Here is a 23707-nt window from a genome sequence, read left to right on the forward strand (position 1 = left end):
GCGGCCCATGAACCTCATCAAAGCCGGGGGCACGATTGGTGGCCTGACGCTGGTCAGCCGTATCCTCGGCTTCGTGCGCGAAATGATTTTCGCGCGGATCATGGGCGCTTCCGCGGCTGCCGACGTCTTCTACTGGGCGTTCCAGCTGCCCAACCTGCTCAGGCGGCTGTTCGGGGAAGGTGCGTTTAGCCAGGGCTTCGTGCCCCTGTTCGCGCGCTTTACGGAAAAAGGCGATGACGGCGATCTTACAGAAGCCAAGCGTTTCGCCGAGGAGGTGCAGGCAGTCTTTCTGCCGATCCTGATCATCGTCACCGCGCTGTTCGTGGTCTTCATGCCCGCGATCGTATTGGGGGTCACGAGCGAAGAATGGAGCGACGACCCGCTTAAATACGATCTGTCGATCGAACTCGGCCGGATCGTCTTTCCCTACCTCGTTTTCATCAGCCTAGTGTCGCTGTTCAGCGGCATTCTGAACTCGCTTTACCGGTTCACCGCAGCCGCTTTCGCGCCTGCCTTGCTCAATGTCGCGCTGGTCGGCGCGCTGCTTCTCTTCCCGCAGGGCGGCGAGACCACCGCGCGCGCCATGATCTGGTCGGTGCTGGTTGGCGGCGTGCTCCAGCTCGGCTTGCTGGTCTGGGCGACCAAACGCGCCGGGCTCGTCCTCAAGCTGCGCCCGCCCAGGATGACGCCGCGCGTCAAGGAACTGCTGATCATCATCCTCCCCGCAACGCTGGGCGCGGGCGGCTATTATCTCAGCCAGGTCATCTATCTCTATTTCGCGACGCGGCTGGAGACGGGGACGCTCGTCTATCTCCAGCAGGCTGACCGCTTGAACCAGCTACCGCTAGCACTGATCGGCGCTGCGATCTCGACCGCGATCCTGCCCAACATCAGCCGCCATATCGAGCGCAACGAATCCAAGCAGGCCGCCAACGTCCAAGGTCGCGCGACCGAGCTTGCAATGCTGCTGACCATTCCCGCCGCGGTAGGCCTCACCGTTGCCGCGCAACCGATCATGACGGTGCTGTTCAAAGGAGGCGAGTTTACCGCCGAGGACGCCGCCACGTCGGGCCTCGTGCTGTCGCTTCTCGTGCTTGGCCTGCCCGCCTACGTCATGATCAAGGTGCTGGCGCCGGGCTTCTACGCACGCAAGAATATCCGCACCCCGGTCATCGTGGCGCTTTCGACGCTCTTCTTCGGCGTGCTGCTCAATTATCTCTTCATCGACGAATACGGAATCGTCACTCTACCTGTCGCGACCGCGATCTCGGCGTGGCTCAACGCGCTCATCCTCTACGCCATCCTCCACGCAAAGGGACATTTCAAGATCGAAGGCTGGCTCGGGATCAGGCTCATCAAGCAGCTTGCAGCCGCTGCGGTGATGGGGGCAATCATCTACATGTTGCAGGGCCAGCTCGACACTTATTTCGGCGCATCGGCGGGCAAGCGCGTGCTCGGCACGGTCGCGATCGTCGGCGCGGGCGGAATCGTTTATCTTGCCCTAGCCTGGTTCACGGGCGCGATGGACAAGTCCGATATCCTCATCCTCATGCGCAAGAAGAAGGTCACAGATGAGCAATAGCGACATGCGTGTCGTCTCCGGCATCCAGCCCACCGGCGATCTCCACCTCGGCAATCTGCTGGGCGCGATCCTGCGCTGGGTGCGGATGCAGGAGGAGACCGAGTGCCTTTTCTTCCTGGCCGATCTTCACGCCATCACGGTCGATGTCGACCCCGCTACGCTGCGCAAGAACGTCCGCGAGATGGCGGCCGCGCTTATCGCGAGCGGAATCGACCCTGAAAAATCGACCCTGTTCGCGCATAGCGACGTCCCTGCCCACCCAGAACTTGCCTGGATCCTCGGCTGCACCGCGAAAATGGGCTGGCTCAGTCGCATGACGCAGTTCAAGGCCAAGAGCGGCAAGCACAAGGAACGGGCCAGCGTCGGGCTGTTCACTTACCCTGTGCTGCAGGCCGCCGACGTGCTGCTTTACCAAGCAACGCATGTGCCCGTCGGCGATGATCAAAAGCAGCATATCGAATTGGCCCGCGACATCGCCGAGGCCTTCAACCACCATACGGGCAGCGAACTTTTCACTGCCCCGGCACCCTATATTGGTGGCGGCACCGCAGCGCGCGTCATGAGCTTGCGCAATGGGACCGAGAAAATGTCCAAGTCGGCCGAAAGCGACATGTCTCGGATCAACCTTACCGACGATGACGACACGATCCTCCAGAAAATCCGCAAGGCGCGCACCGATCCCGAGCCGCTGCCCGAAAGCGCCGAGGGCCTGGCGGAGCGTGCGGAAGCCAGGAACCTCGTCGGCATCATGGCCGCGATCGAGGACCGCAGCGTCGATGCCGTCCTTGCCGATTATGCAGGCAAAGGGTTCGGCGACTTCAAACCCGCGCTCGCCGATGCGCTTATTGCGCTGCTCAGCCCGCTGCGCACGCGCCTGCTTGAGCTTCGCAAGGAAGAAGCGGAGCTCGACCGCATCCTCGATGCGGGAGCACAAGAGGCTGCGGCGCTAGCCCAACCCACGCTCGACGCGGCCTACCAGGCAGTCGGTCTGCGCAGGAGATAAAAAGCGTCGGATTTCCGACACTTGCCCTTCAGATTACGTTCACGGTCGAATGTGCTATAACAGCGCTCGATTGAGATGTGTCACGAGGGTTAGAGATGCGTAAATTTTTCAAACTGGCGCTGCCGGGCGCCGCGATGCTCGGGCTGACAGCCTGCGCAACCGGTTTTCCTGCCCAGGTCGAGCGCTTCGAGGCGATGCCGGCCCCGCAAGGCGAGACTTTCGTCGTCGTTCCGATGAACCCGGAAGACGAAGGTGGTCTTCGGTTCTCGCAATATGCCGCCATGGTCGCCGATGAGCTTGCCGAAGAGGGTTATCGCCCTGCCGCCGAAGGCGAAGAGCCCACGATGATTGTGCAGGTCGGCTACGGCGTCGATGAAGGCCGCGAACGAATTGTGCGCCGGCCGGGCGCTTACAGCCCGTTCGATGTGCGCGCGCGCTATGGATATTATGGCTTCTATGACCCGTGGTATCGCCTGCGTGCCCGCGATCCGTTCTATTGGTCGCGTCACCGCTATTACGGTCGTCGCGCCAGCTTCTATTACGGCTGGGACGATCCCTTCTGGTATTCGCCCTGGGGCGAACCGCGCTTCCGCAGCTTCACCGAATATCAGTCGGAGCTCGAAGTCGATATTCGCCGCGCCGCGGATAATCAACAGATCTTCGAGGGTACCGCCAAGGCGCGGAGCCGCACCGATGACCTGGGCACGCTGGTGCCCAACCTCATCACCGCCATGTTCACCGACTTTCCGGGGAACAATGGCAAGCCGGTGAAGATCACGGTCAAGCCGGAGAAGGACGACTAAGTTTTCTCTAGAGCGGGAAAAATCGAGGCCCGTCGGACAAGTGCCGGCGGGCCTCTTTTGTTGGGTGGTCTCTGTCAAAGCGAGGCAGACTGATAGACCCCAACACAATCAAGGTGCACGGCAATCGTGAAGGACGGAACAATCGTCATAATCCGGCGCTTTTTGTAGCTGATGGCATTACAATTCCACGTCCTGCGGCTGATCGCATTGCTCGCGATGCTTGTCTTTGCCGTTCCTGCCGGAGCAGCGCTGCCGATTGGCGATACCGGTGCGGCGCAGGAGGATGCGCCCGCTGCGCCCGCCCCAGCGATTGAGGACCAGCAGGACGAAGGTGCCGACGAGCGCATCGGCCAACGGATAAGCGGTATATTTGGGGAACTTCCAGCGTTCCAGGATGTCTCCGTCACGGTCGAAGAAGGCGTCGTCTTGCTGACCGGCACCGTGCCCGAACAAGCCGATATAGATCGCGCCCAATCCATTGCGGAACGCGTCACCGGGGTGGTCACGGTCGAAAATGATCTCGGGCGCGATCTATCGGTAGATGGCGGGCTTGGTGGGCTCAAAACTATTGGGGATCGTATCGACGGGCTGATCGCGATGCTTCCGCTTCTGGGACTGGCAATTGCGGTCGCCGCCATCATCGCCGTTATCGGCTATCTCATCGCGGGTATGGGCGCGCTCTGGCGCCGCATCATGCCCAACACCTTCCTTGCCGAGTTGGTCGCCAGTGCGATCCGGTTCGTCGCCTTGGTCGGCGCGTTGCTCGTTGCGCTCGACATGCTGGGCGCCTCCACCATCATGGGTGCGGTCCTGGGCGGCGCGGGCATCATCGGTATCGCGCTGGGTTTTGCCATGCGCGATACGGTGGAAAATTATGTGGCGTCGCTGATGCTGTCGCTGCGCCAGCCCTTCCGCCCGAACGATCATGTCGTGATCGACGACAAGGAGGGGCGCATCATCCGTCTCACGAGCCGGGCGACGATCATGATGACTCTCGATGGCAATCATCTGCGCATTCCCAATGGACAGGTCTTCAAGGCGGTCATCCTCAACTACACGACCAACCCGCAACGTCGCTTCGAATTCGAAATGGGGATCGATGCCGATGACGATCCCAACGCTGCGCGCCAGCTAGGGCGCGAAACGCTTGGCGCCCTTCCCTTTGTCCTCGAGGATCCCGCGCCCGAAGCGCGCACCGAAGCCGTCGGCGACAGCAATATCGTGATCAAGTTTCTCGCCTGGATCGACCAGCGCGAGGCCGACTGGTTCAAGGCCCGAAGCCGCGCCATCGCTGCGGTGAAAACGGCCCTCGAAGAAGCAGGCTTCGGACTACCGGAACCGATTTATCGCATTCGCTTCGATCCGCGCACCACCGCGCTGCCATTCGAGAATATCAGCGAGCGCGATGAACGGAGCAGCAAGACCGCAGCCAAGACGAAGCCGGCTGCGATCACCGTCACCGAAACCGACGAAGATGTCCGCCCTGCAGACGAGATCGCGCAAATGGTGGAGGCCGAACGGGCCAGCGAACCCGACGACAAGGACCTGCTCGATACCAAACGGCCCGTGGAATAGAGTAATCCAGCGCGGCATTCGGCTTAGATAAGAAAAGGCCCGTCGGCGGAAGCACGCCGGCGGGCCTTTCCATACGCGCCAGTTGGGGACTGGACCCGTGTTAGCCTTCCAGCTGTCGCTGGAGCAGGCGAATATCGGCATCAAGTTCGGCATCGGCAGCGCGCAGCCGCTCGATCTGCTTGACGGCGTGAATGACGGTCGTGTGGTCGCGTCCGCCGAAGCGGCGACCGATGTCGGGCAGTGACTTGGGCGTCAGCTGCTTCGACAGATACATGGCAACCTGGCGCGGCCGGGCGATATCGCGCGAACGGCGCGCGCTCGTCATCTCGGCCTTGCGGATGCGGAAATGTTCGGCAACCTGGGTCTGGATCTCATCGACCGAGATACGGCGCTGGTTGGCGCGCAGGACGTTCGCCAGCACTTCTTCCACGAAGGGCACATCGATGTCGCGGCCGGTCATCATCGCATAGGCTGCAATGCGATTGAGCGCGCCTTCGAGTTCGCGGATCGAGTTGGTGATGCGGCGCGCGAGGAATTCGACGACGTCCTCGGGCATTTCCACACCGGGAAGCGCATCGAGTTTCGCGTTGATGATGTTGAGCCGCAATTCGTAATCGGCCGGATTGATGTCCGCGACGAGTCCCCAGCTTAGTCGCGACAGGATGCGCGGCGCAATGCCATCGAGATCCTGCGGTGCGCGATCCGAGGTGATCACCAGGCGGCGGCCCGCGGTGATGATCTCGTTCATCGTGTGGAAGAATTCTTCCTGCGTCGAATCCTTGCCGGCGATGAACTGGACATCGTCGATCAGGAGGAGGTCGGCGCTGCGCAGGCGATGCTTGAAGCCGATCGTGTCATTCTCGCGCAGCGCGCGGACGAATTCGACCATGAACTTCTCGGCCGACATGGAGACGACCTTGGCGCTCGGATTGGCCTCGAGGAAGGCCTGCCCGATGGCGTGGAGCAAGTGCGTCTTGCCGCGGCCGGTACCGCCATGGATGAACAGCGGGTTGAAGCTGACGCGCTCCGCATTGGCCAACGTTTGCGCGGCGGTGGCCGCGACCTCGTTGGCCTTACCGACAACGAATGTCTCGAAGCGGTAGCGGAGGTCGAAATTGGGCGCGGAAGGATCACGCTTGCCGCCCGCGCTCGCAGCGTTGGCTGCCTGCGCAGCCGGTGGCGTGTCCTCGAGAACTAGTAAGGGAGAAGGTTTGGGCGCTTCGGCCGAGGCGATGATCTTCACCGATTTCACGATCGGCAGCATCGATGTCCAGGCCAGTTGCAACCGGTCGCCGAAATGGCTCTTGACCCAGTCGGCCATGAACTGGCTCGGCATGGCGATTTCGAGTTCGCCGGCGTCGGCGTCGAACGAACCAAGTTCAGCGGGCTTCAGCCATCCGTCGAAGGCGCGCGCTCCGCAATCACGGCGCAGGTTGACGCGAATCTGGTCCCATGCCGCATCGAGCGGGCGGGTCTTCGCTTCTTCCTCGAGATTGCGCACAGCTTCACCCTCGCCTTGCACTGGCTCGCGCCTCCTTCAGAACGTGGTTACAGACAAAGCTTCTCTGTTACGCGCAGCACAACGCTGCGGCGCCCGTGGCCGTCGGCTCTGTCTTGCCCCCCGGGGCGGAATCGCGCCCGGAACGTTATTAATAAGTAGAGCCGGCGGCGTGGCGCAAGGCAGAAATTTTCATAAATCGGAAATAAACAGGCTTGACAGCGCAAAGCTGGGAAAAATTGATTTTTTCCTGCTTTTTGGCCGTTTTCGAGATAGGTGCGGAATTGCCAACTGCGCGAATCGCGGAAATTGCTGACTTTTTTCGGAAACGCTTTTGCAACGACTCAGCAACGCCAACGAAAAAGGGGCCGCCGGAGATCGGCAGCCCCTTTTGTTGTTTCGAAACGGTACGCAGCGATGGCCACCGGTCCGTGGCCACGCTGTCCAAAGCCCGTTAGCCGAGCGCGTTCACGCGCTTCGAAAGGCGGCTCATCTTACGAGCAGCGGTATTCTTGTGCATCACACCCTTGGCGACGCCGCGAGCGATTTCCGGCTGCGCGTCCTTGAGTGCCTTTTCGGCGTCGGCCTTCTTGCCACCCGAAATCGCGGTTTCGACGGCCTTGATGAAGGTGCGAATGCGGCTGACGCGCGCAGTGTTCACGTCGGTGCGACGGGCGTTGCGTCGAATGCGCTTCTTTGCTTGCGGCGAATTCGCCATAAAACTGACCTCAACTGTCTAAATTCAAATAGAAAATGGCGCGAGCAGCAAGTGCGCTCCGCGCCTTCGTGGCGCTCCCTTACTCAAGGGGGCCATGCGCGTCAAGCAATCAGCGCTGGCAGGACGCACAATAAAAGGTCGAGCGGCCACCCTGCACGCGCCGCCTGACCGCCGAACCGCAGCCATGGCAGTCCTCGCCTTCCCGCCCGTAGACGTCGAACTTCTTCGAAAAATAGCCGAGGTCACCATCGGGCTGGGCATAGTCGCGCAGCGTCGATCCGCCTGCCTCGATCGCTTCTTCGAGCACGTCCCCGATAGCAGCCGCCAGCTTTTCGAGCCGCGCCTTGCCGACCGACCCGGCTTTACGTCCCGGCGCGATACCGCTGCGATACAGCGCCTCGCAAACGTAGATATTGCCCAGCCCCGCGATGACGCGCTGGTCGAGCAGCGCCAGCTTGATCGCCGTTCCCTTGCCCTTCAGTCGCATCGCCAGTTCGCTGGGCTCGACCGTCGGCAGCGGTTCGGGTCCCATGCCGATAAAACCGGCATAGTCCTCGCCGTTCGCCACGAGGTCTACCGAGCCGAATCGCCGCGGATCGTTGAGCGCCAGCACGCGCCCCTCGGCGGTTTCGAGGACGAGATGGTCATGCTTGTCGAGTTCATCCGGATCGATGCGCCAGCGTCCCGACATGCCCAGATGGAAGATCATGGTGTCGTCGCGGTCGGTATGGATGAGCCCGTATTTCGCCCGCCGCGCGAGACCGGTCACTGTCGCCCCCGTCAGCCGCTGGCCGAGATCTTGCGGGAATGGCCGGCGCATGTCGGGCCGCCGCACGGTCACGCGCGCCAATCGGCGACCGTCCAGCACCTGGGCAAGGCCGCGTACGGTCGTCTCGACTTCGGGTAATTCGGGCATAACACGGACGTAAGGGGCGTTTGCCTTGCCGCCAACCCCTGCTATCGGCCTTGGCCATGAGCGATAAAGTGCATTTCGGCGACGAGGTTGTCTCTCCGGAAGAAAAGACCCGCAAGGTAGGCGGCGTCTTCTCTTCGGTTGCCGCCAACTACGACATCATGAACGACCTGATGAGCGGGGGCATGCACCGCCTTTGGAAAGACCGCTTTGTCGCGAAGGTCCAGCCTCGTGCCGGCGAACGCATCCTCGATGTCGCGGGCGGTACAGGCGACATTGCCTTTCGCATGGCCAAACGCGGCGCCGATATCGTCGTCACCGATATCAACCCCGACATGCTTAAGGTCGGCATGGAGCGCGCCGAAAAACGCGGTCTCGAACGCCTGACTTGGCAAGTAGAAAACGCCGAGAAGCTTACCTTCGAAGACAATAGCTTCGACGCCTACACGATCGCCTTCGGCATCCGGAACGTGACCGACATTCCAGCGGCGCTGCGCGAAGCCCACCGCGTCCTCAAGCGCGGCGGCCGCTTTTACTGCCTCGAATTCTCGACCAGCGAATGGCCTGGCTTCGGCAAGGCGTACGAGATTTATTCGGAGAACATGATCCCGAAGATCGGCAAGGCCGTCGCCAATGACGAAGACAGCTATCGCTACCTTGTCGAATCCATCCGCCGCTTCCCGCGTATGGCCGAATTCGAGAAGATGATCGGCGAGGCCGGCTTCTCGCAGACTAAGCACGAGCCGATTCTCGGCGGCCTCGTGGCGATCCATTCGGGCTGGAAAGTGTGACCTCAGCGACCACGCACACCTGGCGCCTCCTCAAATGGGGACGGACGCTGGCGCGCCACGGCGCGCTCAAAGGGATCGAGAACGACCCCCTCACCCCGCCGTCTTTCCGCCGCCTGTGCCGCATCGCGCGGTTTGGCGCGCCAATGCCGGCAAAGCCCGACTATGCAGCGGCGCTGCAAGAGATCGGCCCTGCCGCGATCAAACTGGGCCAGGCACTCGCCACCCGACCCGACCTTGTCGGCGAAGAGGCGGCGCAGAACCTGCTGCGCTTGCAGGACGATCTGCCACCAGCGCCCTTCGCCGATATTAAACGCGCAGTCGAAACCGCGCTCGATGGATCCATCGAAAGCTTTTTCACGGAATTTGCCGAAACGCCTGTTGGTGCTGCCTCGATCGCGCAGGTTCACCGCGCCACGACTACCGATGGCCGCGAAGTTGCCGTCAAGGTGCTGCGCCCGGGCATCGAGGAAGTGCTCGAAGACGCCATCGAGACGTACGAATGGGCCGCTGCTCACGTCGAGACATTGGGCGGCGAGGCCGAACGGCTGCGCCCGCGCCAGGTCATCGCCTATTTCAAGCAATGGACCCGCCGCGAGCTCGACCTGCAGCGCGAAGCGGCGTCCGCCTCCGAACTTCGCGATAACATGGTGGCCGAACCCGGCTTCTATGTTCCCGAAGTCGACTGGAGCCGTACGGCGCGGCGCGTCCTCACGATGGAATGGCTCAATGGCGTCAAGCTGACCAAGCGTGAACAACTCGTCGCCGAGGGCCATGACCCTAAGGCCCTGGCCGTCATCCTTGTGCGCGCTTTTCTGCGTCAGGCGGTGGTCGACGGCTTCTTCCACGCCGATCTTCACCAGGGCAACCTCTTTGCGCTGCCCGACGGTCGCCTCGCCGCGGTCGATTTCGGCATCATGGGGCGGATCAACCGGCAGGCGCGGCTTTGGCTCGCCGAAATCCTGCACGGTCTCATCACCGGCAATTACCGGCGCGTCGCCGAGATCCATTTCGAGGCGCAATACGTGCCCGCGCATCACAACGTGGACGAGTTCGCCACCGCGCTTCGTGCCGTGGGCGAGCCGATGCGCGGTCTGCCGGTCAAGGACATCAGCGTCGGGCGGATGCTCGAAGGATTGTTCGCCATCACGCGCGATTTCGACATGGTTACGCAGCCCCATCTGCTCCTTCTGCAGAAGACCATGGTGATGGAGGAAGGGGTCGCCACCGCGCTCGATCCCGATATCAACATGTGGGAAGCAGCCGAGCCCTTCCTCGCCCAATGGTCGCGCACCGAACTGGGGCCCGAAACCGCGCTCGCCGACAAGATCAACGAGACGATCGAGACGTTGCTCAGGCTGCCGCGCCTGATCGACAAGATCGATGCCAGTTATCCCGAAACGGGTGCCGCACCGCCGCCGCCGCCCTTGCCCGAGGTCAAGCTGATTGAACGACCGAGTTGGGGCGGCTACGCCATCGTCGCAATCCTGGCTGGGAGCGCGGGTGCGCTCGCAATGTGGGGGCTGACATAATGGCACGCATCCTGCTCATCATTGGCGGCGGCATCGCGGCCTATAAGGCTGCCGAACTGGTCCGCCATGCGCGCAAGGGCGGGCACGAGGTGACGCCCGTCCTCACCGACGGCGCGCAGCATTTCGTCACGCCGATGAGCCTTGCCGCGCTTGCCGAAAGCCCCGTCTACACCTCCCTCTGGGATCTCAAGGACGAGGTGGAGATGGGCCATATCGAACTGTCGCGTGCGGCCGATCACGTCCTAGTCTGCCCGGCGACGGCAGGCCTGATCGCCAAGATGGCGGCGGGTCTTGCCACCGACCTTGCGACCACGCTGCTGCTGGCCACCGACAAGCCGGTTACCGTCGCGCCAGCGATGAACGTGAGAATGTGGGAACATCCCGCCACGCAGCGCAATATCGCGCAGCTGCGCGCTGACGGCATCAACGTCCTCGATCCCGACGAAGGCCCGATGGCCTGCGGCGAGTTCGGTCCGGGCCGCCTGCCCGATCCAGAAGCAATCCTCGCCGCCTTGCCGCTGGGAGATGCCACCACGCCGCCACTGGCAGGCGCCGAAGGTCCGCTTACCGGAAAACACGTCCTCGTCACTGCAGGCCCTACCCACGAACCGATCGACCCTGTGCGCGTCCTCGCCAACAAGAGTTCGGGCAAGCAGGGCTTCGCCATCGCGCAGGCCGCCGCTGCTGCTGGCGCGCGCGTGACCCTGATTGCCGGCCCGGTCAGCCTGCCCACGCCCTTCGGCGTATCGCGCATCGACGTGACCACCGCGCAGGAGATGCACGATGCAGTTATGACGTCACTTCCAGCCGATGTCGCAGTGATGGTCGCGGCTGTCGCCGATTGGCGGCCCCAGCCCAGCGACAAGAAGCTCAAGAAGGGCGACGGCCCGCTCGAGCTTAAGTTCAGCAGTAACCCGGATATTCTGGCGACGCTGGGTGAGCACCCCGACCGACCCGGCCTGTTGATCGGCTTTGCCGCGGAAACGCACGACGTCATTGAGAACGCTAAGGGCAAGCGAGAGCGCAAGAAGGCCGACTGGATCGTCGCCAACGACGTGTCGGGCGATGTTATGGGCGGCGATCGCAACACGATCCACCTCGTCACCGCCGATCGTGTGGACGATTGGGAAGAAGCGACAAAACACGCTGTTGCACAGAAACTTATCGACAGGATTTCAGATACCATCTCATGACTATTTCGATCCAACTCGCGCGGCTCCCGCACGGTGAAGGCCTGCCGCTTCCCGCTTATGCCACCAGAGGCGCAGCCGGTATGGACGTCGTTGCCGCGGAAAACGTGACGATCCCGCCGGGCCACCGCCACGCGGTCGCCACCGGTTTCCGCGTCGCGATCCCCGAAGGCTATGAGATCCAGGTTCGTCCGCGTTCGGGCCTTGCCTTCAAGCACGGTGTCACGGTGCCCAACACCCCCGGCACGATCGACAGCGACTATCGCGGCGAACTCAAGGTGCTCCTCATCAACCACGGCCCCACCGATTTCGAGGTCACGCGCGGCGAACGCATCGCCCAGCTCGTCCCCGCTGCGGTCACGCTGGCCGAGTTCGCCGAAGTCGAAGAGCTCGACGATACCGACCGCGGTGCGGGGGGGTTCGGCAGCACGGGAACCAAGTGAGCGAGCTTAGCGACGACGAACTCGACCGCTATGCGCGGCACATTGTCCTCCCCCAGTTCGGCGGCACGGGCCAGAAGGCGCTGAAAGCCACAAAGGTCGCGCTGATCGGCGCCGGCGGCATCGGCGCTGGCGCCCTGCCCAGCTTGGTAGGTGCCGGTGTGGGCCAAATTACCATCGTCGATGATGATGAAGTAGACCTGTCGAATCTTCAGCGTCAGCCGCTCTACACCACGGACGATGTTGGCAAATCCAAAGCAGAACTGGCCAAGGCGCATGCCGAAGCGCGCAACCCGCATCTTGCGATCGCTATCGAGAAGCGGCGCGTAAGCCACGAAAACGTCAAGAAAATTGTGGACAGTCATGACCTCGTCATCGATGGCACCGACAACTTCATGACGCGCCTTGCGGTCAACGATGCGTGCGTCGCGCTGGGCATCCCGTTAATCGCCGCGGCCGCCGCCCAGTTCCAGGGCCAGCTCATGCTGTCGAAGGGCCAGCCCTGCTATCGCTGCTTTGTCGGCGATGCCTTCGATGCCGACGATTGCGACACCTGCGCAGAACTTGGCGTGCTGGGCGCGCTGACCGGCACGATGGGCCATTTCGCCGCGCTGATGGCGATCCGTCACCTCGCCGATATCGGCCCCGACAGCGCGGGCAAGCTCCACCTCTTCGACGGCCTCAAGGCAAGCTGGCGCGAGATCACGATCGCTCCCGATCCCGCCTGCAAGGCCTGCGGGACCTAGGCCTTTTTCTTCTTCTTTGCGGGCGCCTTCTTGCGCTTGCGCTTCTTGGCCGGCCCCTTGGCGGCGCGCTCGTCGATCAGGACCACTGCCTGTTCGAGCGTCACGTCTTCGGGCGTCACGTCCTTCAAGGTCGCGTTGGTCTTGCCGTCGGTCACATAGGGCCCGTAGCGCCCGTCCATCACCTTGATCTCGGCGTCGCTCTCGGGATGCTTGCCCAGCACCTTCAATGGCTCGCGCGATCCGCGCCCCTTGCCCTTCTTGGCCGCCGCCTCGGCCAGCTTGGCCACCGCAGCATTCATGCCGACCTCGAACACCTCGGCAGTATCGGACAGGCGCCCGTAATTGCCATCGTGCAGCACGTAAGGGCCATAGCGGCCGATCGATGCGACAATGTCCTTTCCGGTCTCAGGATGCGGTCCGATCGTCCTGGGAAGGCTCAACAATTTCTTGGCCATCTCGAGATCGAGGCTGTCCGGCGGAACGTCCTTGGGCAGCGATGCACGCTTCTTTTCGCCATCGACTTCCTGTTCGACATACGGCCCATAGCGCCCAACCTTGAGCTCGATGCCTTCGCCCAGCTCCGCCGGCCCCTGCTCGGCATCCTCGCCGCGCACGCCGAAGGGCCGCGTGAAATTGCAGTCCGGGTAATTCGAGCAAGCGATGAACGCGCCAAATTTGCCGCCACGCAGGCTTAGTTGCCCGTCGCCGCACTTGGGGCAGAGCCGCGGATCGCTTCCGTCTTCCTTTTCGGGAAACAGGAACGGTTCGAGGAAGGTATCGAGCGCCGCGGTGATGTCGCTCGGCTTCTGGTCCATGACCTCGCCCGCCTTTGGCTTGAAGTCGCGCCAGAAGTCGCTGAGTAGCCGCTGCCAGTCGAGCCGTCCGCCCGAGACATCGTCGAGCTCCTCTTCAAGTTCGGCGGTGTAATCGTAGGACACGTAGCGCTCGAAGAAGCGCTCGAGGAAGGCCGTTACCAATCGCCCTGAATCTTCGGGAATGAAGCGCTGTTTGACGAGGCGGACATAGTCGCGATCCTTCAGCGTCTGCAACGTCGCTGCGTAGGTCGAGGGGCGTCCGATGCCGAGCTCTTCGAGCCGCTTGACCAGGCTGGCTTCTGAAAAGCGCGGCGGCGGCTGGGTGAAATGCTGGGTCGCTTCGACCTTGCGCTTGGTCGGCGCATCGCCTTCGCGAAGCAGCGGCATGCGACCGCTCTCTTCGTCGTTGGCATCATCACGCCCCTCTTCGTAAAGCGCCATGAAGCCCGGGAATTTCACGACCTGGCCGGTCGCCCGCAAGGTGCAGCGTCCGGCGCCGTCGAACAGTTCGACCGTGGTGCGTTCCAACCGCGCAGCCGCCATCTGGCTGGCCAGCGCGCGATTGTAGATCAGGCGGTACAGCTTGGCCGCATCGCCCTGTCCGGCATGCTCCTTGTTGAAGTTTGTCGGACGGATCGCCTCGTGCGCTTCCTGCGCGTTCTTGGCCTTTGATTTGTACTGGCGCGGCTTGTCTGGAAGGTACCCCGCGTCATAACGATCCGCGACTGCGTGCCGCGCTGCCGACAAGGCTTCGCCCGCCATCTGCACGCCATCGGTACGCATATAGGTGATCGCTCCGGCCTCGTAGAGCCCCTGCGCCAGGCTCATCGTATGGCTTGCGGAGAAACCGAGCTTGCGGCTCGCTTCCTGCTGCAGCGTCGAGGTCGTGAAAGGCGGCGGGGGATTGAGCGAACGCGGCTTGGTTTCGACCTTTTCGACCGTGAACTGGCCGGCTTCGACCGCGGCTTTTGCCTTCTCCGCGCTGCCCTCGTCGCCGATCGTCAGGCGATCGATCTTTTCGCCATCGAACTTGACGAGCCGCGACTGGAATTCGGTGCCATCGGCTTCGAAGGTTGCACCGACCTGCCAATATTCCTGCGGCTTGAAGACCTCGATTTCGCGTTCACGATCGACGATCAGCCGCAACGCTACCGACTGTACACGCCCTGCCGAGCGCGCACCCGGCAGCTTGCGCCACAGGATCGGCGACAGGGTGAAGCCGACCAGATAGTCCAGCGCCCGGCGCGCGCGGTAGGCGTCGATCAGGTCGTCATCGAGGGCACGCGGATGCGCCATCGCTTCGGTCACCGCGCTCTTGGTGATGGCGTTGAAGGCCACGCGCTCGACATCGTCTGGCAGTGCCTTCTTGGCTTCGAGGTGCTGGCGCACGTGCCAGCTTATCGCTTCGCCTTCGCGATCAGGGTCAGTCGCGAGGATCAGCGAATCCGCGGTCTTCGCTGCGTCCGTGATAGCCTTGAGCTGCTTGGACTTGTCGCGATTGGCGGCCCATTTCATCGCAAAGCCGTCATCCGGATCGACCGAGCCGTCCTTGGGCGGCAAATCGCGGACATGGCCATAGCTGGCGAGCACCTTGTGCCCCGGCCCCAGATATTTTTCGATGGTCTTCGCCTTGGCAGGCGATTCGACGATGACGAGTTTCAAAGCGTTCCCTTACGTACGTGTACGCGCGATGATCGTCGCGGCGATGTGGGCGTCAAGTCCCGTTATCGCAAGCTGACCCGCCCCCCTGCATGCCGGTCGAGCCGGTCGGCCAGGTCGAGCTCGAGCAGGGCAAGCTGGACCTGCGCCGGCGGCAAGCCGGACTGGCGCACGATTTCGTCGACCCCGACCGCAACGGGGCCGAGCAGATCCTCGACCGTCTTGCTGGCAGCGTCATCTTCGGTGGCGGTCGACGGCGCGTCGGCGCGGTCCTCGGCAACCCGTTCCATGCGGTCATCGAGCGGACCTAAGCAGGCCAGGACGTCATCCGCGTTTTCGATCAGCGTAGCGCCGTCTTTGATCAGGCGGTTGCCGCCGCGGGCGCGCGGATCGAGCGGCGATCCGGGCACTGCCATGACCTCGCGCCCCATCTCGCCTGCCAGCCGCGCGGTGATGAGCGATCCGGACTTGGGCGCTGCCTCCACCACCACCGTGCCTGCCGCCAATCCGGCGATGACGCGATTGCGGTAGGGAAAATGGCGCGCGCGCGGCTCGGTGCCCGGCGGCATTTCGGCGACCAGCAGCCCGCGCTCGGCAATGTCGGCCTGCCGCGCCTCGTTTTGCGGCGGATACACCACGTCCAGCCCGCCGGCGATCACGCCGATCGTTCCGCTTTCGAGTGAGCCGTCATGCGCAGCGCTATCGATGCCGCGGGCAAGGCCCGACACGACGACCTGCCCTGCCCGTCCCAACTCGCCGGCCAGTTGCCGCGCGAACCGGCACGCCGCCGCGCTGGCATTGCGCGCCCCGACCATCGCGACGGCGGGCTTGTCGAGCAGTTCGAGATTGCCCTTTACGCTCAGCACCGGCGGCGCGTCTTCCAACGTCGCCAGCAGGCGCGGATAGCGTCCTTGTCCCAGCACCAAGTGATGCCCGCCCAGCCGCTGCACCGCCTCGATCTCGCGCATTACCTCGCCGGGTTGCGGCACTTTGGGCGGTCGCCCGCGCCCGCGCCGCGCAAGATCGGGAATGGCAGCGATGGCGTCTCCGGCACTGCCGAAGCGCATCATCAGCTGCTTGTGGGTGACGGGCCCGATGCGGGGCGTGCGGATCAGCCGTAGCCGATCAACCAGATCGTCGTTCATACCCGCTGCTCTTGTCCTTGGCCTTGCGTCTTGACGACGGCTCTTCGCCGCGCATCAGGCGGCGAATATTGGTGCGGTGAAGATAGATCACCAGCACCGCTAGACCGAGCAGCAATGGAAGATATTGGGGCGAAACCGCCCAGGCGGTAATCGGCGCCGAAATCGCCGCGCCCATCCCCCCGACGGAGCTGATGCGCGTGGCGTAGTAAAGGACGATCCAGGTGATGGCGTAGACGAGCGCCGCCATCGGCAAGAGGCCGATCAGGATCCCCAGAAGGGTCGCGACCCCCTTGCCGCCCTTGAACCTTAGCCAGACGGGATAGCAATGGCCGATCAAGGCCCCGAACGCGGCATAAATTTCCGCGCCCGCCGCAAATTGGCTCTTGGCGAGAAGGACCGGCACTGCCCCCTTCGCAAGATCGAGCAGCAGGACGATCGCGCCCATCGTCTTGCCGCCCGCGCGCACCGCGTTGGTAGCGCCAATATTCCCCGACCCCATCTTGCGCAGGTCGCCCTTGCCCATCAGCGCCGACACGATCAGCCCGAACGGGATCGACCCGAAGCCGTAGCCGATGGCGAGCGCGATGAGGAATTCGGTGGGCGGCATGGCGGCTAGGCGTATCGTCTCACCGCTGCAGGCGCAATCGTGGATATTGCCCTTCGCGCCCTCAGCGGGCAGGACGGCGCGCCATGAATGCTCCCATTCTTTTCTTCGATTCGGGGATTGGCGGCCTGTCGATCCTCAAACCGACGCGCGCCTTTCTGCCCCGCGCGCCTTACATCTATGTCGCGGACAATGCGGCCTTTCCTTATGGCACGCGCAGCGAATCCGAGATCACGACGCGCGTGCCCGCTTTGCTCGGACGCCTCGTCGAGCGGCTCAAGCCGCAGCTGGTCGTGATCGCCTGCAACACGGCAAGCACGATCGCGCTCGACCATGTTCGCGCAGCGCTCGATGTGCCCGTGGTCGGCACCGTCCCGGCGATCAAACCCGCGGCGGAAATGACCAAGACGGGTGTCATCGGCGTACTCGGCACCGAAGCCACGGTACGCCAGGCTTACGTCGACGATCTAACGAAGGAATTTGCGCAAGACTGCATGGTAATCCGCCACGGCTCAGCCGAACTGGTCGAGCTGGCCGAGAAGCGTCTTGCCGGAGAAAAAGTCTCGCGGAGCGATGTCCGCCGCGCTGCTCGACCGTTGTTCGAAAAAGCCGGCGATGCGCCGATGGACGTGGTTGTCCTCGCGTGCACGCATTTCCCGCTGGTCGCCGACTGGCTCAGCGAGACCTGGCCCGACGTCAAGTTCATCGACGGGGGCAAAGGCATTGCGCGGCGCATCTACGAGCTTACCAAAGGCCAGCGCTGGCCGAGCAAGGCGCCCGAGGGACGCGCCATTTTCACCGCCGAACCGCCCGAGCAGATGCGCACCGCCTTTGCCCGCTTCAAGATCACCGACTTTTCGACCCTTTGATTCTGGCAAGCGAACCCGCTAAAGGCCCGCTCGTGGACTATAACCGCATCTTCTCCGACGCCATTGACCGTCTGCACGACGAGGGCCGCTACCGTGTGTTCATCGACATCATGCGGACCAAGGGCGCGTATCCCAACGCGCGCTGCTTCCATGGTCATAACGGGCCCAAGCCGATCACGGTGTGGTGCTCAAACGACTATCTGGGCATGGGCCAGCACGACAAGGTCATCGGCGCGATGGAAGACGCGCTGCACGATGTCGGCGCCGGATCGGGCGGCACCCGCAATATCGGCGGCAACACGCACCTGCATGTCGAACTCGAAAACGAGCTCGCCGACCTGCACGGCAAGGAAGGCGCATTGCTGTTCACCTCGGGCTATGTCTCGAATGAAGCTGCGCTGTCGACGCTCGGCAAGCTGCTGCCGGGATGCATCATCCTGTCGGACGAACTCAATCACGCGTCGATGATCGCGGGGATCAAGAATTCGGGCTGCGAGAAGCGCATCTTCCGCCACAACGATCTCGATCATCTCGAGCAGCTGCTGATGGAGATCCCGGAAGAGACGCCCAAGCTCATCGCATTCGAGAGCGTCTATTCGATGGATGGCGATGTCGCGCCGATCGAAGCGATCTGCGACCTAGCCGATCGCTACAGCGCGCTCACCTATCTCGACGAAGTCCATGCCGTTGGCATGTACGGCGCACACGGTGGCGGCATTTCGGAACGTGACGGCGTGGCGCACCGCGTGACGCTGATTGAAGGCACGCTCGGCAAGGCATTCGGCGTGATGGGCGGCTATGTCGCAGCCGACAAGAACATCATCGACTGCATCCGCAGCTATGCGCCAGGCTTCATCTTCACGACTTCGCTGAGCCCGGTGCTCGTCGCCGGCGCGCTTGCCAGCGTGCGGCATCTCAAGGACTGCGCTGAGGAACGCGAGGCGCAGCAGGCCAATGCAGCAAGCCTCAAGGCAAAATTCCGCGATGCCGGCCTGCCGGTCATGCCCAGCGTCACGCACATCGTTCCGCTCCTCGTGGGGTGTCCGCTGAAGGCGAAGCAGATCAGCGATATCCTGCTCGCCGAATACGGGCTTTACGTCCAGCCGATCAACTTCCCGACCGTCCCGCGCGGCACCGAACGGCTGCGCTTCACCCCGGGTCCCAACCATGACGAAGCCATGATGGACGAGCTGACAAAGGCGCTAGTCGAAGTCTGGGATCGCCTCGAACTCAAGGACGTGCGCGCGGCCTAGTCGCTCTGCCGACTACTCGTCATTCAACCGAAATAGGTCGGATAGATCGCCAATACCGTCAGCGCGGCCAAGCCCATCGACAGGCGGAAACGAAGGCGCATCCACCACGGCGGCACCAACCCTTTCAGCTTAAGCAGGTAATCTGCCCCCGGACTGATCGCGATCAAGATGGCGAGCAGGATATTCTGCATTTGGGGACCTGCGAAAAAGGTCAACAGCGCCAGCAGCGGCGGCGAGACGGCAAGCACCAGTAACGACGTCGATGGGGGATCTTCCTTCACCGCGAACGCCCACCAGCTGCCGCCCAGGAAACTGTAGATCACCGCCGCATAGGGCCCCACGATCCCGCCCCACTGGATCGGACCTGCAGGCATCAACCAATCGGCCAGGATCAGGGCGAAAGGTGGCAACAGCCCGGCATATCCCAGCACGAGGACATTGGCCGGTATCGTCGGTCGCTCCGACGTTTCGAGCGGGGTTTGCTGTTCCGTGCGCATGGAGAAGAGACGCGTTGAAAGTTTCACAGTTCCACGCCCCTTTGCGGGGTGGCGAATCGGGGGTGGCTGGCCTAGGTATTGCACATGCGCATCGCCCTTGCTTCCGACCATGCCGGATTCGCCTTAAAAGCGATCCTGATCGAAACCCTCAAACAGGCAGGGCACGAGCCCGTCGACCTGGGTCCCGACACCGCGGACAGCGTCGATTATCCCGATTATGGCAAGAAGCTTGCCGACCATATCGCGGCCGGCGAAAGCCCGTTCGGCATCGCCATCTGCGGCTCGGGTCTGGGCATATCGATGGCGGTCAACCGCAATCCCGCCTGTCGCTGCGCGCGCGTATCCGAACCGCTCTCCGCCGCGCTCGCTCGCCAGCACAACGACGCCAATGTCGTTGCCATGGGCGAACGCCTCGTCGGGGTCGATATGGCCAAGGCCATCGTCGATGCCTTCCTCACCACCGAATTCGAAGGCGGTCGCCACCAGCGCCGCGTCGACAAGCTCACGAACTGCTAGGACCCATGGCTACCGCACCCGACATCCAGAAAATTCGCGCCGAAGGCTTCTTCACCGACGCGCTTGCAAAGACCGACAGCGCCGTTGCCGATGCGATCGCAAACGAGCTCAAGCGCGAGCAGAAGCAGATCGAACTGATCGCTTCGGAAAATATCGTGTCAAAGGCGGTGCTCGAAGCACAGGGTTCGGTGCTCACCAACAAATATGCCGAAGGCTATCCCGGTCGCCGCTATTATCAGGGCTGCGCACCGTCGGACACGGTCGAGAGCCTTGCGATCGAGCGCGCGAAGGACTTGTTCGATTGCGCCTATGCCAACGTCCAGCCGCATTCGGGGGCGCAGGCCAATGGCGCCGTGCTGCTGGCACTGATCAAGCCCGGCGACACGATCCTGGGCATGAGCCTCGATGCCGGCGGTCACCTTACCCACGGCGCTGCTCCGGCGATGTCGGGCAAGTGGTTCGATGCCGTCCAGTACGGCGTCGACAAGGACACGCACCTCATCGACTATGACGAGGTCGAGCGGCTTGCCAAGGAGCACCAGCCCAAGATGATCATCGCGGGCGGCTCGGCCTATCCGCGTCATATCGACTTCGAACGCTTCCGCGACATCGCCGACGAAGTTGGCGCCTACCTGCATGTCGACATGGCGCATTTCGCCGGCCTCGTCGCAGCTGGCGAGCATCCCAGCCCCCTGCCCCACGCGCATGTCGTCACCACGACGACGCACAAGACGCTTCGCGGACCGCGCGGCGGCATGATCCTTTGCAATGACGAGAAACTGGGCAAAAAATTCAATTCCGCCGTCTTCCCGGGCCTCCAAGGCGGCCCGCTGATGCACGTCATCGCCGCCAAGGCGGTGGCGTTCGGCGAAGCGCTGCAGCCCGAATTCAAGACTTATTCGCGCCAGGTCATCCGCAACGCACAGGTGCTGTGCGCGCAGCTCAAAGACCGCGGCGCCGACCTGGTCGCGGGCGGAACCGACACACATGTCGGCCTCATCGATCTGAGGCCCCTCGGCATCACCGGCAAGGACGCCGACGAGGCGCTCGAACGCGCCGGCATCACTTGCAACAAGAACGGTGTGCCCTTCGATCCGCTGCCGCCGATGAAAACGAGTGGAATCCGCGTGGGCAGCCCGGCTGGCACGACCCGCGGCTTCGGCGAAGACGAATTCCGCGCGATCGGCGATATGGTCGCCGATGTCCTGCACGGCGTCGCCAAGACCGGCGGCGAAGGCGATGCGTCGGTCGAAGCGGATGTGAAGCAGCGCGTCGAGGCGCTGTGCGATCGTTTCCCCATCTACGAAGGCTGATCGTTGCGCTGCCCCTTCTGCACCCATGAATCGAGCCAGGTAAAGGACTCGCGCCCGTCTGAGGATGGCGCCGCGATCCGTCGTCGCCGCCAGTGCGAGGCGTGCGCGGCGCGCTTCACCACGTTCGAACGCGTGCAGCTGCGCGATCTCACCGTGGTCAAGAAAGACGGCAAGCGCGAACCCTTCGAGCAGGCCAAGCTGCAAAGCTCGATCCGCCACGCCTGTCGAAAGCGTAACATTTCCGAAGGCCAGATCGAGCGGCTGGCGCACTCGATCCAGCGCCAGCTCGAAACCGGCGGCGATGAAGTGCAGGCAGGCGAGATCGGCGAAAAGGTCATGGAAGGCCTCAAGTCGCTCGACAGCGTCGCCTATATCCGCTTCGCCTCGGTCTACCGCGACTTCAAGGAAGCCGGTGACTTTGCGGAGATCGCAGGCAGCGTCGACGACGAATGAGCCACAAGCCGATCATCGTGCTGGTCGAGCCCCAGCTTGGCCAGAATATCGGCAAGGCCGCGCGCGCAATGCTCAATTTCGGGCTGACCGAGATGCGGATCGTCAGTCCGCGCGACGGCTGGCCCAATCCCGAGGCAGGCCCCGCCGCCAGCGGTGCCGACATCGTCCTCGACCAGGCCGAGATCTTCAAGACGACCGCGGACGCGGTGGCCGACTGCAGCCTCGTTTACGCATCCACCGTGCGTCGCCGCGACGTGCAGACCCCCGTCGTCGGGCCCGAGGAAATGGCGCGCGAGATTCACGCCAGCGAAGGCCGCAGTGCGATTCTGTTCGGGCGCGAACGTTCGGGTCTGTCGACCGAGGATGTCGCTCTTTCGACCAAAATCGTCACCGTCCCGATCAACCCAGAGTTCGGTAGCCTTAACCTTGCCCAGGCCGTCATCCTGCTGGCCTACGAATGGTCGCGCAGCGCCGGGCTGGCACAGCCGACAGCCAAAGAATTCGATCCGCCTGCCCCGATGCGGGAACTGGAAGGACTGATCGGCCATCTCAACGAAGAGCTCGATGCTCGCGGCTATTTCTACCCGCCCGAGCGGACCGCTGCGACGCAGCAGACTATCCGCACCCTCCTGACCAAACCCGGCTGGTCGAGCCGCGAAGTGTCTGCCTTGCGCGGCATGATCAAGATCCTGGCGAAAAGCCGTTCGTAGAACGACGATTGATTCCAGCAAGTGGTCTTGCAATCGTCCGCGCCGAAATCTGAACAGGAGTTCCCCCAGTCATGATGATTACCTTGATGTCGCTGCTGGTCGTGCAGCCCGCCGATATGTCCGCGCAAAACGCGGGAGCCGAGGAGGAATTGGTCTGCAAACGCATCCGCGAGGAAGCGCGCCGCACCGGCTCGAACCTGCGCCGCCCCGCCAAGAGCAAGAAGGTCTGCCGCACCGCAACCGAATGGGCGCAGATCGAGCAGGCGAAGGAAGAAATGTTCCGCGCGATCAACGAAAATCAAGGGAACGGCGCAGAGCAGGGCGCCACGATTGGCGGCTAAGCCTACCCGCGCATTGCGTCGAACCGTTCGAATTCGTGCGCGATCGAGGTCTCGATGAGATCCTCGTACAATCGGTTTAAAAGATCAGGGTCGACGCCAAGCCTACGTGCTTCGGCGTCGACTTTCTTTTTTACGTCCGCCTTGCGCCATTCGTCGCGCACCGCCTCGCGGTCGGGTTTGATGCGCGCCGCCGCGTCCATGTAATCGAAACGTTGACGGAGGAGCCGCACGATTTCACGATCCACGGCGTCAACGCCCTCACGAACTTCTTCCATCGTCCGGCACTTGTCGCCCGATCGCAATTCGTCGGGCGTTGGTCGAATTTGCTTGTAGGTCACGCCATTTTCATCGCAGACGCGTTTACTCAATTCAACCTGTTAGGACTGCTGCCATGTTGTCGCTTGCCGTAGTCTTGGGATTAGTTGGAACGACCCCCTCGCCTGCACCTGCTCCGACGCCGGAGACCAAGGTCGAAGTTGAACAGGCCGAGGTCAAATATCGTGAGGTCCGCAAATGCCGTCGTGAGAAGATTACCGGCGAGATGGCCGGGCGCAAAGTCTGCGTGACAAAACGCGTCCCGATCGAGGCCGAAACCAAGAAGTGATGCTTGACGCGAGAGCGACGCTTCGCTAGTCGGCGCATCGCAATTGATCCCACATGCCTGGTGAAGTGGTGATCGCGGTGGATGCAAGGTCCATCGGTGCGGTCCAGGTAATTGAAAACGAAGCAAATTGGAGAACGACA

General features: G+C 62.9%; 26 protein-coding genes. 17 read left to right on the top strand and 9 right to left on the bottom strand.

Annotated features, from left to right (window positions below; genetic code table 11):
• The first annotated feature begins 7 nt into the window (after positions 1 to 7).
• From murJ to NUX07_RS07820, 4 genes are all read left to right on the top strand, one after another.
• Positions 8 to 1582, top strand: coding sequence for a murein biosynthesis integral membrane protein MurJ (murJ, locus tag NUX07_RS07805; RefSeq protein WP_265530008.1), 1575 nt, complete (start codon positions 8 to 10; stop codon positions 1580 to 1582).
• A gap of 4 nt (positions 1583 to 1586) precedes the next feature.
• Positions 1587 to 2585 (top strand): tryptophan--tRNA ligase, encoded by a 999-nt coding sequence (gene trpS, locus NUX07_RS07810; protein ID WP_265530778.1) that lies wholly within the window; start codon positions 1587 to 1589, stop codon positions 2583 to 2585.
• A 95-nt stretch (positions 2586 to 2680) separates the two neighbouring features.
• The gene (locus NUX07_RS07815; RefSeq protein ID WP_265530009.1) at positions 2681 to 3388 is read left to right on the top strand and encodes a DUF4136 domain-containing protein; all 708 of its coding nucleotides are present in this window, start codon (positions 2681 to 2683) and stop codon (positions 3386 to 3388) included.
• A gap of 171 nt (positions 3389 to 3559) precedes the next feature.
• Positions 3560 to 4963 carry a mechanosensitive ion channel family protein gene (locus tag NUX07_RS07820; protein WP_265530010.1) on the top strand — a complete coding sequence of 468 codons (1404 nt, stop codon included), beginning with the start codon at positions 3560 to 3562 and terminating at the stop codon, positions 4961 to 4963.
• Between the two features lie 100 nt (positions 4964 to 5063).
• Here the strand turns inward: NUX07_RS07820 and dnaA are convergent, their stop codons facing one another.
• The 4 genes from dnaA to mutM form a co-directional block, all read right to left on the bottom strand.
• Positions 5064 to 6485 carry a chromosomal replication initiator protein DnaA gene (gene dnaA / locus NUX07_RS07825; protein ID WP_407696147.1) on the bottom strand — a complete coding sequence of 474 codons (1422 nt, stop codon included), beginning with the start codon at positions 6483 to 6485 and terminating at the stop codon, positions 5064 to 5066.
• A 127-nt stretch (positions 6486 to 6612) separates the two neighbouring features.
• Positions 6613 to 6909 (bottom strand): hypothetical protein, encoded by a 297-nt coding sequence (locus tag NUX07_RS07830; RefSeq protein WP_265530011.1) that lies wholly within the window; start codon positions 6907 to 6909, stop codon positions 6613 to 6615.
• A gap of 6 nt (positions 6910 to 6915) precedes the next feature.
• Entirely contained in the window at positions 6916 to 7179 is a 264-nt protein-coding gene (gene rpsT / locus NUX07_RS07835) for a 30S ribosomal protein S20 (protein ID WP_265530012.1), read from the bottom strand.
• Positions 7180 to 7288: 109 nt separating this feature from the next.
• Positions 7289 to 8095: a bifunctional DNA-formamidopyrimidine glycosylase/DNA-(apurinic or apyrimidinic site) lyase gene (gene mutM / locus NUX07_RS07840; RefSeq protein WP_265530013.1), complete on the bottom strand. Its 807-nt coding sequence runs from the start codon at positions 8093 to 8095 to the stop codon at positions 7289 to 7291.
• Between the two features lie 56 nt (positions 8096 to 8151).
• On the opposite strand from mutM, the gene ubiE reads away from it, so the two are divergent.
• The 5 genes from ubiE to NUX07_RS07865 are packed head-to-tail and all read left to right on the top strand — an operon-like array spanning position 8152 to position 12788.
• Positions 8152 to 8883: a bifunctional demethylmenaquinone methyltransferase/2-methoxy-6-polyprenyl-1,4-benzoquinol methylase UbiE gene (ubiE, locus tag NUX07_RS07845; RefSeq protein WP_265530014.1), complete on the top strand. Its 732-nt coding sequence runs from the start codon at positions 8152 to 8154 to the stop codon at positions 8881 to 8883.
• A complete protein-coding gene (ubiB, locus tag NUX07_RS07850) occupies positions 8880 to 10412 on the top strand; it encodes a 2-polyprenylphenol 6-hydroxylase (protein WP_265530015.1) in 1533 nt (510 codons plus the stop codon). Before ubiE ends, ubiB begins: the two co-directional genes overlap by 4 nt.
• A complete protein-coding gene (gene coaBC / locus NUX07_RS07855; RefSeq protein ID WP_265530016.1) occupies positions 10412 to 11605 on the top strand; it encodes a bifunctional phosphopantothenoylcysteine decarboxylase/phosphopantothenate--cysteine ligase CoaBC in 1194 nt (397 codons plus the stop codon). Before ubiB ends, coaBC begins: the two co-directional genes overlap by 1 nt.
• On the top strand, positions 11602 to 12045 hold the full coding sequence (dut, locus tag NUX07_RS07860; RefSeq protein WP_265530017.1) for a dUTP diphosphatase: 444 nt from the start codon (positions 11602 to 11604) through the stop codon (positions 12043 to 12045). The genes coaBC and dut overlap by 4 nt, the downstream gene beginning before the upstream one ends.
• The gene (locus NUX07_RS07865; RefSeq protein ID WP_265530018.1) at positions 12042 to 12788 is read left to right on the top strand and encodes a HesA/MoeB/ThiF family protein; all 747 of its coding nucleotides are present in this window, start codon (positions 12042 to 12044) and stop codon (positions 12786 to 12788) included. The genes dut and NUX07_RS07865 overlap by 4 nt, the downstream gene beginning before the upstream one ends.
• Here the strand turns inward: NUX07_RS07865 and topA are convergent.
• The 3 genes from topA to plsY all read right to left on the bottom strand — a co-directional run bounded on the left by topA (position 12785) and on the right by plsY (position 17014).
• Positions 12785 to 15265: a type I DNA topoisomerase gene (gene topA, locus NUX07_RS07870; RefSeq protein WP_265530019.1), complete on the bottom strand. Its 2481-nt coding sequence runs from the start codon at positions 15263 to 15265 to the stop codon at positions 12785 to 12787. The two genes, NUX07_RS07865 and topA, sit on opposite strands and share 4 nt — an antisense overlap.
• Before the next feature lie 62 nt (positions 15266 to 15327).
• Positions 15328 to 16407, bottom strand: coding sequence for a DNA-processing protein DprA (dprA, locus tag NUX07_RS07875; protein WP_265530020.1), 1080 nt, complete (start codon positions 16405 to 16407; stop codon positions 15328 to 15330).
• Positions 16388 to 17014 carry a glycerol-3-phosphate 1-O-acyltransferase PlsY gene (plsY, locus tag NUX07_RS07880; protein ID WP_265530021.1) on the bottom strand — a complete coding sequence of 209 codons (627 nt, stop codon included), beginning with the start codon at positions 17012 to 17014 and terminating at the stop codon, positions 16388 to 16390. The genes dprA and plsY overlap by 20 nt, the downstream gene beginning before the upstream one ends.
• A gap of 83 nt (positions 17015 to 17097) precedes the next feature.
• Between plsY and murI the strand changes: the two genes are divergently transcribed.
• Positions 17098 to 17880, top strand: coding sequence for a glutamate racemase (gene murI / locus NUX07_RS07885; protein ID WP_265530022.1), 783 nt, complete (start codon positions 17098 to 17100; stop codon positions 17878 to 17880).
• A 32-nt stretch (positions 17881 to 17912) separates the two neighbouring features.
• Positions 17913 to 19133: a 5-aminolevulinate synthase gene (gene hemA / locus NUX07_RS07890; protein WP_265530023.1), complete on the top strand. Its 1221-nt coding sequence runs from the start codon at positions 17913 to 17915 to the stop codon at positions 19131 to 19133.
• Between the two features lie 23 nt (positions 19134 to 19156).
• On the opposite strand, the gene NUX07_RS07895 is transcribed toward hemA, so the two are convergent.
• The gene (locus NUX07_RS07895; protein WP_265530024.1) at positions 19157 to 19657 is read right to left on the bottom strand and encodes a DUF3429 domain-containing protein; all 501 of its coding nucleotides are present in this window, start codon (positions 19655 to 19657) and stop codon (positions 19157 to 19159) included.
• Between the two features lie 57 nt (positions 19658 to 19714).
• Between NUX07_RS07895 and rpiB the strand changes: the two genes are divergently transcribed.
• The 5 genes from rpiB (at position 19715) to NUX07_RS07920 (ending at position 22963) form a co-directional block, all read left to right on the top strand.
• A complete protein-coding gene (rpiB, locus tag NUX07_RS07900) occupies positions 19715 to 20146 on the top strand; it encodes a ribose 5-phosphate isomerase B (RefSeq protein WP_265530025.1) in 432 nt (143 codons plus the stop codon).
• A 5-nt stretch (positions 20147 to 20151) separates the two neighbouring features.
• A complete protein-coding gene (glyA, locus tag NUX07_RS07905) occupies positions 20152 to 21459 on the top strand; it encodes a serine hydroxymethyltransferase (protein WP_265530026.1) in 1308 nt (435 codons plus the stop codon).
• A gap of 3 nt (positions 21460 to 21462) precedes the next feature.
• Positions 21463 to 21912 (top strand): transcriptional regulator NrdR, encoded by a 450-nt coding sequence (nrdR, locus tag NUX07_RS07910; RefSeq protein WP_265530027.1) that lies wholly within the window; start codon positions 21463 to 21465, stop codon positions 21910 to 21912.
• Positions 21909 to 22622 (top strand): RNA methyltransferase, encoded by a 714-nt coding sequence (locus NUX07_RS07915; protein WP_265530028.1) that lies wholly within the window; start codon positions 21909 to 21911, stop codon positions 22620 to 22622. The genes nrdR and NUX07_RS07915 overlap by 4 nt, the downstream gene beginning before the upstream one ends.
• 86 nt (positions 22623 to 22708) lie before the next feature.
• The gene (locus NUX07_RS07920; RefSeq protein WP_265530029.1) at positions 22709 to 22963 is read left to right on the top strand and encodes a hypothetical protein; all 255 of its coding nucleotides are present in this window, start codon (positions 22709 to 22711) and stop codon (positions 22961 to 22963) included.
• Between the two features lie 2 nt (positions 22964 to 22965).
• Here the strand turns inward: NUX07_RS07920 and NUX07_RS07925 are convergent, their stop codons facing one another.
• Entirely contained in the window at positions 22966 to 23238 is a 273-nt protein-coding gene (locus tag NUX07_RS07925; RefSeq protein WP_265530781.1) for a chorismate mutase, read from the bottom strand.
• Positions 23239 to 23354: 116 nt separating this feature from the next.
• Here NUX07_RS07925 and NUX07_RS07930 point away from each other — a divergent pair, with 116 nt between their 5' ends.
• Complete coding sequence (locus tag NUX07_RS07930; protein WP_265530030.1) at positions 23355 to 23567, top strand: hypothetical protein; 213 nt, start codon at positions 23355 to 23357, stop codon at positions 23565 to 23567.
• Positions 23568 to 23707: the final 140 nt, after the last annotated feature.

The sequence above is a fragment of the Sphingomicrobium marinum genome, assembly GCF_026157105.1.
In the GTDB taxonomy this organism is placed as follows: Bacteria; Pseudomonadota; Alphaproteobacteria; order Sphingomonadales; family Sphingomonadaceae; genus Sphingomicrobium; species Sphingomicrobium marinum.